Here is a 12,090-nt window from a genome sequence, read left to right on the forward strand (position 1 = left end):
CGTGCCAGGCTCCCCCTTCAGATCCACACATCATTCGGTGCCGTGCGTTCGCCCTGCGCGTCGCCCGTATTCACCACCCCGCGCGGCTCGATCAGCAGCAGCTTGACCTCGGACGCAGCATACGGCTTGTGCTCGACGCCTTTGGGCACCACCGCCATCTCTCCGGCGCGCAGCACCAGCGCACCGTCGCGCAGGTCGATGCGCAACTCGCCCTCCAGCACGATAAAGGTCTCGTCGGTCTCGGCATGCTGGTGCCAGACGAAATCGCCCTCGATCCTGGCCACCTTGAACTGGTAGTCGTTCATTTCCGCGATCACGCGCGGCAGCCACTGTCCGTCGATCATGCGGGCCTTGGCGAGCGGGTTGATCACGGTGCGCTGGCCGCGCGTTGCGGGGGCTTGTGGGGATGCATCTTGCATGGGCTGTCTCCAGGTGGTTGGACTGTGGAGAGAGCGTACAAGAGCCGGGACCACCCCGTCTTGAACGATTGTGCGCGCGGCGTCAGCCGCGCTTGCCATCACCTCCATCCCCGCCGGCAATGCGCAGCCAGCGCGCCGGCGGCATGCCATAGGTCCTGGTGAAATGCCGCGTCATATGGCTCTGGTCGGCGAAGCCGGCGCCTGCAGCCACGTCGGCCAGGGTCATCCCGCGCAGCATCATGCCGCGCGCGGCGGCCAGCCGGCGCATGGTCAGGTAACGGTAGGGGCTGGTGCCATAGAAGGTGCGGAAATCGCGCGACAGGCTCCAGCGGTCGCGTCCGGTGGCGGCCTCCAGTTCCTCCAGCGTGACGACGCGCTGCCAGTTGGCATGCAGGAAGTCGCGCGCGCGCACGGCGCTGGCATAGTCGGCCGTGGCACGCGCCGGCACGGTGCCGGAGACCGCGGCGAGCGCATGCGCCAGCTCGCCTAGCGCGTCGCCCAGCTCCAGTGGCTCGAGCGGGCGAGACACTTGCCCGAGCACCGCCTCGGTGGCGCGCGACAACCGCGCATCCGTGGTCACGCCGCCCTCGACAAAGGGCAGCGCCTTGCCGCCCAGCGCCGCCTGGAACAACGCCGGCTCGACATAGACCATGCGATAGCGGAACCCCTCGCCGGTGCCGGCCTGGCCGTCATGCGGCTCGTCCGGATGCAGCACCATGGTATGGCCCGGCAGGCTATGGCGCATGCCGCGCCGATAGTTGAAACTCTGCACGCCGGCCAGCGTCCGGCCGATCGCATAGGTATCGTGCCGGTGCCAGCCATAGGCCTTGCCTTCAAAGAAGGCCTCGATGCCTTCGACACCGTCGGCTGGCTCGGCGCGAAGCACCCAGTCGGCGGGTTTGGGGGCATTTCGTCGGGTCATGGCGGGGATTCTACTGGGAGGCATGCGGTTGCGCTGGCGACAGCGGCGAAGCATCAGCGACAGCGATCGCATGCGCTCAGTTCCCGTTCACCGGCGAGCCGGCTTGCCCGATGTCGTCCTGCCCCGATGCCGCGAACGGGCCGCCGCGAACATCGGCATATCCCTCAGGATGCAGTCCAGCAGCGTATTTGCCGCCACGCCCAGCGGGCGGCCAGCCCTCACCAGCAGACGCGCCTTGGCGGCCTCGAACAGCGGATGCGCAATGGGCAGTGTGACCACCTCGCCGGCCTCCAATTCGCGATAGGCGGCAAACGCACCGATCAGCGTGATGCCGTCATGGCGCTTTACGAAGTGACGCAGCACGGCCAGCGAATTCGTGGTTAGGGTCGGGCGGATCTGGATATTTTCGGCGTAGGCCAGCATCTGCACCACCTGCCCGAGCCCGAAGGCCGGGGGCATCATCGCCAAGGGGTAATCCCCCAGTTCGTGCACGTCAACCTTGCCGCCCCGGCGTGCCAGCGGATGCCCCGCCCGCACCAGCAGCACCACCGGTTGCGAAGAGGTGGCAACCCACGCGATGTCGGCATGCGAAGGCGGGTTGTAGGCCAGGCCGATATGCGCGCGGCTTTCCGCCACTTCCTGGAGCACGTTGTTCACCGGCAGGATATCGACGGTCACATCGAGCCTGGGATAGCGCGCGCAGAAATCGGTCAGCACGTCGTCCATCAGTCCGTCGACATAGCCCTCGCTCGTGGCGATGCGCACCTCGCCATGCTGCAGGCCGCGCAATGCCTGCAGACGGTCTTCAAAGAGTTCCTGCTGTGCGCGGCAGCCGCGCCAGTACTCGAGCAGATGCAACGCGACTTCAGTCGGCTGGACGCCGCGTGCATGGCGATCGAACAGTGGCGCGCCGACTTCGTCTTCTAGCGCTATTGCGTATCGATGGCGTCCATGTAGTGGTCAGCACAGGCAAAGCCCAGATGCTGGACCGTAATCTGTTTCGCATGGCCGGTGTGGAGCCGGAGGCCATGAAGATCCTGGTCAACAAGAGCTCGGTGCATTTCCGCGCCGACTTCCAGGCGATCGCACACGCGGTGCTGGTGGCCAAGGCGCCAGGCCCGATGACCGCCGATCCTGCCGACCTGCCCTGGACGCGGCTGGCGCCGGGTATTCGTCTCAAGCCGATGGGCCAGCCCTTTCAAGGCTGATTCACCTGCCGCTTACGGCTTGCTCCGTGCCTGGGCCGCAAACGCTCTCCACTCCCGGAAGACAGCATCCAGGCAGGAAGCGGAGGCGCAACTGTCGCGCTTTTTCCGGAACGCTGCGATGTCTGCCTCGGTAATCGATCCTGTCTTGAGCAGCCGCTGCTGATCGGCATAGATGCGTTGGTAGCCCATGGAAAACAGCGCCGATTCGCAGATCAACCGCGACGCGCGGGTGGCGCCGGCAGCCGTGGCCGACGGATCGCAATCGATATCGGTGGCATGCGCGGCGCTGACGGACATGAGGGCTGCGGTTGCCAGGCAGTGAAGAGCGAAGCGGAGGATGCGGGTCACGACTGGCTTAGTAGGAGGCAACTCTCGGGGTAGTGGAAGGTCAAGGATGGTGCACCCTGATTGCACTCGCCTTACTGTCCCATACAGGCAACGCGTTGCCCCCGCGACCGGAGGGAAGAAAAAACCCGCATTCTTTTACTTCGACAGCGGGAATGCGGTGCCAGGGCCGAAGGTCATTATTTCTCATTATGAAAGGCACCCCGATTCCCCTGTAACGAGGCGGAAGTGTCGCCTATGCTGTTCCATGTGGCAGATTCACATCTGCGTTGCCCGCAGACGAATCTGTAAAACAAGAAGGGGGAAGTCCCCGGAACGGACCGCGCCAGCAAGCTTGCGCGTTCCGTGCGATTGCCTTGGCCGAGTCACGGGGTGAGTCTATCGCACACGGGGCTTTTTACGCTCGTGGGCGTGCTACGCCGTTGACAGCCACATGACCGATCCATTCCTGTTTAGCAAGCCGTTCACCTTTCTCGCCTGCCCGGGCATGGCGGAAGTCCGGGAAGGCGTCGAGGCGCTGGAAGTGCTTCCCGGCCATTTTTTCTGGCTCGAGAACGAGGACTTTATCCGCCGGGTGCACGTGCCCGAGTTCCTGGAGCAGAGCCGCGCCGCGCTGGAGGCGATGATGCCGGGCGGCGTGGCGCTGGTCGACGCGATGGCGGACGAGATCCGGTGCAACACCCGTCGGCTGCCCGAACTGCAGCGCCTGTCCCCGGAGGTCGCCGCCGCCGCGCACACATATTGCTATTGGCGTTACTCGGCGGATGTGGTCGGCCGGGCGCAGGGCATTCCCCGCAGCGCCATCGAGCGCCAGTTCGACCGGGCGGTGTCGCCTCGTGACGGCGCGCACAAGCTGCGCTGGATTTGTCCATGCTGCGACGGACTGGCGCACTATCAGGTCGATGGGCTGGTCGCCATGCAGCGGCCGGCGCGACAGGGCGGCTTTTCACTCGAATGTACGCACTGCGGTCACCACGAGCGGCTGTACGCCGGTTTCCTGCATGCAGGGCGCCTGGAATGCCGCTGCGCGGTCTGCATGAGTTTTGTCCAGACGCTGGCCGGCCAGCTTGCCAGGGCGTCGCGCAAGTTGTGCACAAGCCTGGAAGACTATGCATGGATGCATGCCGGCGATACCGCCGCGGAAGTCCGCGAACTCCGGGAAGCGTCGTTGCAGCTTCTGGCCCGCGGTGACAAGCCCTCTGCCAACGCGATGGCCTTCGCACTGGCAGTCCAGTCGGGTGAGGCGCGCCCCATTCCGGACCTTCTCGCCCAGATCGATCCGACCCTCGAAGGCCGGCTCGACAAGAATCCAAGGGCGTGGGCACTGCTCTGCGAATTGCTGCGCGAAGGCGTGCTGGACAGCGAATGCACGATCTATGACCAGAGCGGGCGCCAGCGCGTGGCGCTTGAGATTTCCTTGCTGGAAGACGACCCCGTAGCCGCCGGGGCGACCGCGCAGGACTATCTCAATATCTTGCTGAAGGGGTACCAGCCGTCGGAGCGCGATGGCTTCGTCAGCTGGCTCAAGGCGCTGAAGCGGTTGCGGCTTTGCACCGCCAGGTTCAATGCCGCCGTGGATGTCTCGTGGACGGCCAACGTGGAGCATTGCCGCATCCTGACGGCCCGATGGTCCGATGCCAACGCCGCGCCCGAGCCGCACGCCGGCGCGGCGTTGCCGCCGGCCGCGCCGCGCGCGCGCCAGCCGCAACGGGCGGTGTACCTGGATGCGGAGCTGGAGGCGGTGCAGTTGCTGAAGTCGCTGGGCTATATCGTTCTGAGCCCGGAGGAGATCCGCTCGCAACGCGCGCGGGTGGAGGATCTGTCGTGAAGCCGCCCAGGCAGTGGCAAGGGACTATCACTAGCCGGCAGTGCTGCTCCTTGCCACTGCAGGCACCAGGTCATGGAGTCGCGAAAGAACGAGTCGTGCCGCCCTCGACAATGGATGATGCCGCGTGACGCCCATGGCAATGGTCCGCGGCAAGCGCGGCTCGATGATCTCGACGGCGGACAAGCGTCCGGTGGCGACTTCGTGATCCACGGCAAGCATCGGAAGGAGGGTTAGCGCGCCACCGGCAAGAGCGACCTCCTTCATCGTATTGAGCGATTCCACTTCCAGCGCGACCTCCAGCGAGATGCCGAGCTGGCGCGCGTGCTGGTCGAGGATAGATCGCATCCCGTTGGGAGCCGGCGGCAGCACAAGCGGGATGCCGTCGAGCTTGCGGAACGGCACGGTGGGCTTCCCGGCGAGCGGATGCCCCGGCGCGCAGATCAGGTAGGTGGCGACCTGCGCAAGCACGTCTTCGTCCTGGCGCGGCCCGGGGCCATAGCGGTTGATGACCGCCAGATCCAGATGGCCCGATTCCAGTTCCTCGTCGAGTTGTCCGCTGAACCCTTCGGCCACGCGCAGGCGCACACCCGGCCCCGTGGCGCGCAAGTCCTCGAACAGCGCCGGAATCAGGCGCGGCGCCATGGACGGCAGCACGCCGATCCTGACCTGTCCGAAAGGAACGCCCGCCGCGTCCTTGACCTCGTCGCGTAGCCGTGCCGATTGGGCCAGCAGCAACTCGATATGCGGGAAGATCCGCTGGCCGAACTCCGACAGCACCACGCCCCGGCCGGTCCGGTCGAAGAGCCGGTCGCCCCATTCCGCTTCGATCTGGGCAATGGCGCGGCTCACCAGCGACTGGGCGATCCCCAGTGACCGTGCCGCCCGCGACAGCGAGCCTACTTCGGCCACCAGCGCCACGGTTTCGAGCTGTTTCAGGTTCACGGTGCCACTCCATCCAAAATGTCGATATCTGGTATCGACGATTCTACTCTTTTGTGTTGTCCCTGGACTCCATACACTGAGGCCATCCCCTCCTTGAGAGAGGGCTTACCAGACATAGGGAGACAACATGCCGTGCCTTTCCGCCGTGTTTCGCGCACTCCGGCGGCCGTTATGCGCCTTGCTGGTCGCCGCCGCTCCGGCCGCCTTCAGCGCCACTGCTGACGCCAACACCGGCTATCCCGCCAGGCCGATCCGCCTGGTGGTGCCATTTCCCGCCGGCGGGCCCACCGATGCGATGGCGCGGCTGATCGGCCAGCACCTGTCGCAGCAGCTCGGCCAGCCTGTGGTGATCGACAACCGGGGCGGCGCCGGCGGCACCATCGCCACCGAAGCCGTCGCGCAGGCGGCACCCGACGGCTATACGCTGTTCTTTGCCACCACCGGCACCATGGCGATCAACCCCTGGCTCTACCGCTCGCTGAAGGTGGACCCGGTCAAGTCGTTCGATGCCGTGGGCTCGGTGGCCTCCACCGTCAACGTGCTGGTAGTGCCGAACAACCTGCCGGTCAGCAATGTGAAGGAACTGGTGGCGCTGGCCAGGCAGAAACCGGGCACGCTGACCTTTGGCTCGGCCGGCAACGGCAGTTCCAACCACCTGTCTGGCGAGCTGTTCAAGTCGATGGCGGGCATCGACATTGTCCATGTGCCCTACAAGGGCTCGGCCGCGGCGTTCACCGATCTGCTTGGCGGACGCCTGTCGATGATGTTCGACACGGTATCGAGCCAGGTGCAGTACGTCGGCACGGGCAAGGTCAAGGCGCTCGGCGTGACCGGCGCGACGCGTTCAGACGCGCTGCCCAAGGTGCCGACCATTGCGGAAGCGGGCCTGCCGGGCTTCGACGTCACGATCTGGTTCGGCCTGTCGGCCCCGAAGGGCACCACGCCCGACGTGATCCGCCGGCTGAACAGCGAACTGCAGACCGTGCTCGCCCAGGCGGACGTGCAGAAGCAGCTCGCCGCGCTCGGCGCCAGACCGCTGCCGGGTACGCCGGCTGACTTCTCGAAACTGATCCAGCATGACGCGGGCAAGTGGTCGCCGGTGGTCAAGGCATCGGGAGCGACCCTTGACTGAGACTGCTGCGACCTTTGACGCCCTGTTCGCACCGGCATCGGTGGCCGTGATCGGGGCCTCGGACAATCCCAACAAGGTGGGCGGACGGCCCATCCACTACCTGCGCGCGTTCGGCTACACGGGCGAGGTGTTTCCGGTCAACCCGGCGCGAGAGGTCATCCAGGGCTACCGTGCGTACCCCGATCTCGGTGCGATCGGCAAGACGCCGGACGCCGTCGTGATTGCCGTGTCCGGCGATGCCACGCTCGAGCAGGTGAGGCAGTGCGGCGCCGCGGGCGTCAAGGCTGCCGTCATCATGGCGTCGGGCTTCGCCGAAACGGGCGAGGCGGGACGCCGGCGGCAGCAGGAACTGGTGGCCGTGGCCAATGCCAGTGGCATGCGGGTGGTGGGCCCCAACGCGCAAGGCACGGCCAACTTCGCCAGCGGCGCGGTGCTTAATTTCTCGACGATGTTCCTGGAAGTGGCGCCCCAGGATGGCCCGATCGCGATCATCAGCCAGAGCGGCGCGGCGAGCGTCATGCCTTATGCGTTGCTGCGCCAGGCCGGCTACGGCGTGCGCTATCTGGTGGCGACGGGCAACGACGCCGATCTCGATGCCTGCGCGATGACCGCGGCCGTGGCGGCGGACGCCGACGTGCGGCTGATCCTGGTCTACCTTGAATCGGTTTCCGACCCTGCCCAGCTTGCCCGCGCTGCGGTGGTGGCCCGAGCGCGTGGCGCCAGCATCGTGGCGATCAAGGCCGGCAACAGCCAGCGCGGCGCCAGGGCGGCGGCCTCGCATACCGGCGCGCTGGTCGGCAACGACGCGGCCATCGATGCCTTCCTGGCCCGTCACGGCATCTGGCGTGCGCGCGATATCGGCGAACTGGTCCGTGCCGTGCCGCTGTACCTGCAGCAGCGCCCGCCAGGGCAGGGCCGCACGGTGGTGATGAGCCATAGCGGCGCGGTGGGCGTCATGGCTGCCGACCTGGCTGAACGGCACGACCTGCCGCTGACCGAACTGCAGCCAGCGACGTTGCGCGAACTGGGCGCGATCCTGCCGGAGTTCGGCACGGCCGGCAATCCGCTCGACATGACGGCGGCACTGCTGGGCAAGGGCGACATGTTTCCGCGCGTGCTCCAGGCGCTGGGCGCCGATCCGCAGGCCGACATGGTGATGGTGGGCATTCCGGTGGCGGGTCCCGGCTACGACGTCGAGGCGCTGGCGCGCGACGCCGCCGCCTTCAGCGCGCACCACGCCAAGCCGCTGCTGGCCAGCGCGCCGCAACAGTCGGTACGCGAGGCCTTTGCGCGTTACGGCGTGCCGGCGTTCGTCACCGAAGCCGATGCCGTTGCAGCGCTGGCGCAGTACGCCGCGCACCATCGGCTTGCCGCCACCGCTGCGTTGATGGCGAAGGCGCCTGCCTGGCCCGACGCCAGGCCGCTCGAGGGCAGCGGCTTGCAGGACGAAGCCCGGAGCCTGGCCATGCTCGCCGAAGCCGGCGTACCGGTCGTGCCGCACCGGCTATGTGCCAGCGCGCAGGCGGCTGTGTCAGCGTTCGAAGCGCTCGGCGGGGTGCCGGTGGTGGTCAAGGGCTGTGCGGCGGATGTCCCGCACAAGAGCGAGCATGGCCTCGTGCATCTTCGGCTGGCCGATGCGGCGAGCGTGGCCCGGGCGGCGCAGCACTGCCTCGGCATGCTGCAGGGGCTGGGCGTGGCATCGCCGCGGGTGGTCGTGGCGCCGATGATCAGGGGCCGCCATGAATTTGCGCTGGGCGTTTCGGTCGATCCCGTGTTCGGGCCGCTGGTGATGATCGGGGAGGGCGGCACGCTGCTCGAACTCCGCAAGGACGTCGTGACACTGCTGGCGCCATTTGCGGCCGAAGACGTCAGGACGGCCTGCGCACGGCTGCGGCTGGCGCCGCTGTTCGGTGGCTATCGCGACATCCCGGCGCTCGATCTCGACGCGCTGGCAGCGACCGCGGTGGCGCTCGGCGACTGGGCATTGCGTCACCGCACGGCGCTGGCATCGGTCGACATCAATCCGCTGATGGTGATGGCGGCCGGCGAAGGTGTCATGGCGGTCGATGCCGTGGTGGAACTCAAGGGGAATTGAATCATGGAAGCTGTACGCGTCGAACAGGATCACGACATCGCGATCGTCACGCTGAACCGTCCGACACGCATGAACGCGGTCAACGATGCGCTGCGTGGAGAGCTGATCGAAGCACTGGGCCGGCTCAACGCCGAACCTTCGGTGCGCGCCGTCGTGCTGACCGGTGCCGGCGAACGCGCGTTCTGCGCCGGACAGGATCTCGATGAAGCGGCCACCGTGACGTGGCAACAGATCGTGCCCTGGCTGAACCGGCAGCGGGCGATGTACCAGGCGGTCCGCGACCTCGACAAGCCTTGCGTGGCCGCGGTGCGGGGCGTGGCCGCTGGCGCGGGTTTCCAGCTGGCGCTGTGCGCTGACTGGCGGCTGACCACGGCAGACAGCCGCTGGGGACAGCCGGAGGTCAAGGCAGGTCTGGCAAGCATCGTGGGTTCTTATCTGATGACGCTGCACGTGGGGCACACCCATAACTTGCAGATGTCGCTGTCGGGCGAACTGGTCAGTGGCCAGCGCGCCTTCGACATCGGCCTGGTGACAGCGCTGTGCGACGCGCCCGAACTGATGACGCAGGCTTTCGCGCAGGCCAGGGCGCTGGCGGCACTTCCGCCGACTGCCATCCGGCTGTCCAAGCAGCGTTTTCGCGCCATGACGCAGCCGGGATTCGACGACGCCTGCGTGGCCGGGATCCGGGCGCAGCTCGAATGCTATGCCGACGGCGAACCGCAGCGCGTGATGGCTGCGTTCCTCAACAAACGCAATACAAGGGAGTCGCAGTGAAGCAGTTGACCCAACACTACATAGACGGGGTGCGTTGCCCGGTCCGGGGCGGCGAGTCGCTCCGCGTCTACGATTCGGCGACCGAAGCCCCGTTGGCGCAAGTCTGTCTCGGCACGGCGGACGATGTGGCCGAAGCCGTGGCGGCGGCCTTGCGGGCACAGCCCGGCTGGCAGGCGCTGGGCCCAGCCGGACGCGCGCCGTACCTGCGGGCGCTGGCCGACGCGCTGGAAGCTTGCGCGGCGGAGCTCGCCAACGAGGTCTCGCGCGAAGTCGGCATGCCGCTGAGGCTGTCGCGCCGCATCCAGGTGGATGCGCCCGTCGCGGCGTGGCGCGCCACCGCGGCGCTGGCCGACACGTTCGCCTTCGTGCACACGATCGGCAATTCCCGCGTGACGCTGGTGCCGGTCGGGGTGGTGGCCGCCATCACGCCGTGGAATTACCCGTTGCACCAGATCACCGCCAAGCTGGCGCCGGCGCTGCTGGCCGGCTGCACTGTGGTGCTCAAGCCCTCAGAGCTGGCACCGGCCGTGACCGCACGGCTGATGTCTGCGTGCGAGGCGGCGAAGCTGCCGCCGGGCGTGCTCAATATCGTGCTTGGCGGTGCGGCCGTCGGCGAGGCGCTGGTATCGCATCCCGACATCCGGATGGTGTCGTTCACCGGCTCGACGGCGGTCGGCCGCAAGGTGGCCGCGCAGGCGGCTGGCGACATGAAGCGTGTGTCGATGGAACTGGGCGGAAAGTCGGCGGCCGTGGTGCTGCCGGGCGCGGATCTCGCCAGGGCGGTCAAGGCGACCGTCAGCTCCTGTTTCCTCAATTCGGGGCAGACCTGCAGCGCCACCACCCGGCTGATCGTCGCGCGCGAGGACTACCCGCGGTGCCGGCAGCTGCTGGCGCAGGCGGCGGCCGCCATGCAACTCGGCGATCCCGCCGACGCCGGGACCCGGATCGGCCCGCTGCTGTCGGCGCAGCAGCGCCAGCGCGTGCAGGCGCATATCGCGCAAGCGGAGCAGGCCGGCTTCGACCGGATCGCGGGCGGAGCCGATGCGCCCGTGCCTGCCACCGGCTATTTCGTCGCGCCGACCATTTACGGCAACGTCGCCCCCGACAGCCGGCTGGCGCAAGAGGAGGTCTTCGGGCCGGTGCTGGCGGTGCTGTGCTATGACAGCGTCGACGAAGCGATTGCGTTGGCCAACGGTACGCGCTACGGGCTGGCTGCCACGGTCTGGGCAGCCGACGACAACGCCGGCGCAGCGGTTGCCAACGCATTGCGGGCAGGGCAGGTGGACGTCAATGGCGCCCGCTTCAATCCCGCGGCACCGTTTGGCGGATTCGGCATGTCCGGCGTGGGGCGTGAGGGCGGCGTCTACGGGCTGGAAGAATTCCTGGAGCCGAGATCCGTTCAGCTTCCCTAGGTACGACATCGCAAGTACGACATCGAAAGGATTCGCAATATGTACAGTCAGGTTACCGTTGCTCGCGCCGGAAAAAGCGAGCGGATCGCCGTGGTCACGATGAACCGGCCGGACAAACTCAATGCGCTGACCAAGGTCATGGAGGCCGAACTGCGCGACGCCATGGAGACGGTCGATCGCGACGACGACGTGCGCGTGGTGGTGCTGACCGGCGCAGGCAAGGGCTTTTGCGCCGGCATGGACATCAACGAACTGGAAGTGCTGCCGCCGGGCGATATCCGCGCCGCGCAGTGGATGCGGCCGTTCGACATGAACCGGCGCGCCGACTACCAGACCCGCTATGGCTACTTCCCGGCCATGCGCAAGCCCGTGATCGCGGCGGTCAATGGTGCGGCAGCGGGGCTGGGGCTGGTGTTCGCGTTATACAGCGACATGCGCTTCGCCAGCGCCAACGCCGCGTTCAGCACCGCGTTCGCGCGCCGCGGGCTGATTGCCGAACACGGCATCTCCTGGCTGCTGCCGCGCGTGGTCGGCCCCGGTCATGCGGCCGACCTGCTGTACTCGGCGCGCAAGGTGCCGGCCGACGAGGCGCTGCGGATCGGGCTGGTCGACCGTGTGGTCGATGCGGACGCCCTGATGGCGACGACGCTCGATTATGCCGACGACCTGGCCGAGAACGTTTCGCCCCGATCCATCCGCGTGATGAAGCGGCAATTGTGGGACCAGCCGTTCCAGTCATTGGCCGAAGCCACGCGAGAGGCCAATGCCGAAATGTTCGAGAGCATCCGGAGCGAGGACTTTACCGAGGGCGTCGCGCATTTTATCGAGCGCAGGCCGGCGCGGTTCACCGGACGGTGATCGGTATCGGTGCACCGCGCGTTACCGATTGCTCCTGTTTCTCCCCGCGGAGGAATCAGTCGCCGGCAGCACCGCGCCCCTGCCAGACACGAATTTCTTGTCCATACTGAACCTTGCCCTGCGCGCAGGCCGGGCACCATGACCAGCAGCCAATG

At 67.2% G+C, this 12,090-nt stretch carries 10 protein-coding genes and 2 pseudogenes; 7 read left to right on the forward strand and 5 right to left on the reverse strand.

Annotated features, from left to right (window positions below; translation table 11 throughout):
* Positions 1–17 precede the first annotated feature (17 nt).
* The 3 genes and pseudogenes from AB1I47_RS03790 to AB1I47_RS03800 form a co-directional block, all read right to left on the reverse strand.
* On the reverse strand, positions 18–419 hold the full coding sequence (locus tag AB1I47_RS03790) for a cupin domain-containing protein (RefSeq protein WP_354682445.1): 402 nt from the start codon (positions 417–419) through the stop codon (positions 18–20).
* Between the two features lie 82 nt (positions 420–501).
* A complete protein-coding gene (locus AB1I47_RS03795; RefSeq protein WP_354682446.1) occupies positions 502–1,341 on the reverse strand; it encodes an AraC family transcriptional regulator in 840 nt (279 codons plus the stop codon).
* Positions 1,342–1,428: 87 nt separating this feature from the next.
* A pseudogene (locus tag AB1I47_RS03800) lies at positions 1,429–2,268 on the reverse strand (LysR substrate-binding domain-containing protein); the annotation flags it as partial.
* On the opposite strand from AB1I47_RS03800, the pseudogene AB1I47_RS03805 reads away from it, so the two are divergent.
* Positions 2,265–2,549, forward strand: a pseudogene (locus tag AB1I47_RS03805) (MlrC C-terminal domain-containing protein); the annotation flags it as partial. The pseudogenes AB1I47_RS03800 and AB1I47_RS03805 overlap by 4 nt on opposite strands.
* 12 nt (positions 2,550–2,561) lie before the next feature.
* Here the strand turns inward: AB1I47_RS03805 and AB1I47_RS03810 are convergent.
* On the reverse strand, positions 2,562–2,846 hold the full coding sequence (locus AB1I47_RS03810) for a hypothetical protein (RefSeq protein ID WP_354682447.1): 285 nt from the start codon (positions 2,844–2,846) through the stop codon (positions 2,562–2,564).
* A gap of 481 nt (positions 2,847–3,327) precedes the next feature.
* On the opposite strand from AB1I47_RS03810, the gene AB1I47_RS03815 reads away from it, so the two are divergent.
* Positions 3,328–4,722: a hypothetical protein gene (locus AB1I47_RS03815; protein WP_354682448.1), complete on the forward strand. Its 1,395-nt coding sequence runs from the start codon at positions 3,328–3,330 to the stop codon at positions 4,720–4,722.
* A 30-nt stretch (positions 4,723–4,752) separates the two neighbouring features.
* On the opposite strand, the gene AB1I47_RS03820 is transcribed toward AB1I47_RS03815, so the two are convergent.
* Positions 4,753–5,664 (reverse strand): LysR family transcriptional regulator, encoded by a 912-nt coding sequence (locus tag AB1I47_RS03820; RefSeq protein WP_354682449.1) that lies wholly within the window; start codon positions 5,662–5,664, stop codon positions 4,753–4,755.
* Positions 5,665–5,791: 127 nt separating this feature from the next.
* Between AB1I47_RS03820 and AB1I47_RS03825 the strand changes: the two genes are divergently transcribed.
* From AB1I47_RS03825 to AB1I47_RS03845, 5 genes are read left to right on the forward strand one after another with little or no spacing between them, the layout of a single operon-like run.
* Positions 5,792–6,796: a Bug family tripartite tricarboxylate transporter substrate binding protein gene (locus tag AB1I47_RS03825; RefSeq protein WP_354682450.1), complete on the forward strand. Its 1,005-nt coding sequence runs from the start codon at positions 5,792–5,794 to the stop codon at positions 6,794–6,796.
* Positions 6,789–8,891 (forward strand): acetate--CoA ligase family protein, encoded by a 2,103-nt coding sequence (locus AB1I47_RS03830; RefSeq protein ID WP_354682451.1) that lies wholly within the window; start codon positions 6,789–6,791, stop codon positions 8,889–8,891. The genes AB1I47_RS03825 and AB1I47_RS03830 overlap by 8 nt, the downstream gene beginning before the upstream one ends.
* A gap of 3 nt (positions 8,892–8,894) precedes the next feature.
* A complete protein-coding gene (locus tag AB1I47_RS03835) occupies positions 8,895–9,665 on the forward strand; it encodes an enoyl-CoA hydratase/isomerase family protein (protein WP_354682452.1) in 771 nt (256 codons plus the stop codon).
* A complete protein-coding gene (locus AB1I47_RS03840) occupies positions 9,662–11,077 on the forward strand; it encodes an aldehyde dehydrogenase family protein (protein ID WP_407935793.1) in 1,416 nt (471 codons plus the stop codon). Before AB1I47_RS03835 ends, AB1I47_RS03840 begins: the two co-directional genes overlap by 4 nt.
* Before the next feature lie 39 nt (positions 11,078–11,116).
* Positions 11,117–11,935, forward strand: coding sequence for an enoyl-CoA hydratase (locus AB1I47_RS03845; protein WP_354682454.1), 819 nt, complete (start codon positions 11,117–11,119; stop codon positions 11,933–11,935).
* Positions 11,936–12,090: the final 155 nt, after the last annotated feature.

The sequence above is a fragment of the Cupriavidus necator genome (genome assembly GCF_040578825.1).
Classification (GTDB): domain Bacteria; phylum Pseudomonadota; class Gammaproteobacteria; order Burkholderiales; family Burkholderiaceae; genus Cupriavidus; species Cupriavidus necator_E.

Bases quoted from the DNA above. Each gene is read 5' to 3' on its own strand.
- AB1I47_RS03790 (WP_354682445.1), bottom strand. From the start codon at position 419: ATGCAAGATGCATCCCCACAAGCCCCCGCAACGCGCGGCCAGCGCACC.
- AB1I47_RS03795 (WP_354682446.1), bottom strand. From the start codon at position 1,341: ATGACCCGACGAAATGCCCCCAAACCCGCCGACTGGGTGCTTCGCGCC.
- AB1I47_RS03810 (WP_354682447.1), bottom strand. From the start codon at position 2,846: ATGTCCGTCAGCGCCGCGCATGCCACCGATATCGATTGCGATCCGTCG.
- AB1I47_RS03815 (WP_354682448.1), top strand. From the start codon at position 3,328: ATGACCGATCCATTCCTGTTTAGCAAGCCGTTCACCTTTCTCGCCTGC.
- AB1I47_RS03825 (WP_354682450.1), top strand. From the start codon at position 5,792: ATGCCGTGCCTTTCCGCCGTGTTTCGCGCACTCCGGCGGCCGTTATGC.
- AB1I47_RS03835 (WP_354682452.1), top strand. From the start codon at position 8,895: ATGGAAGCTGTACGCGTCGAACAGGATCACGACATCGCGATCGTCACG.
- AB1I47_RS03845 (WP_354682454.1), top strand. From the start codon at position 11,117: ATGTACAGTCAGGTTACCGTTGCTCGCGCCGGAAAAAGCGAGCGGATC.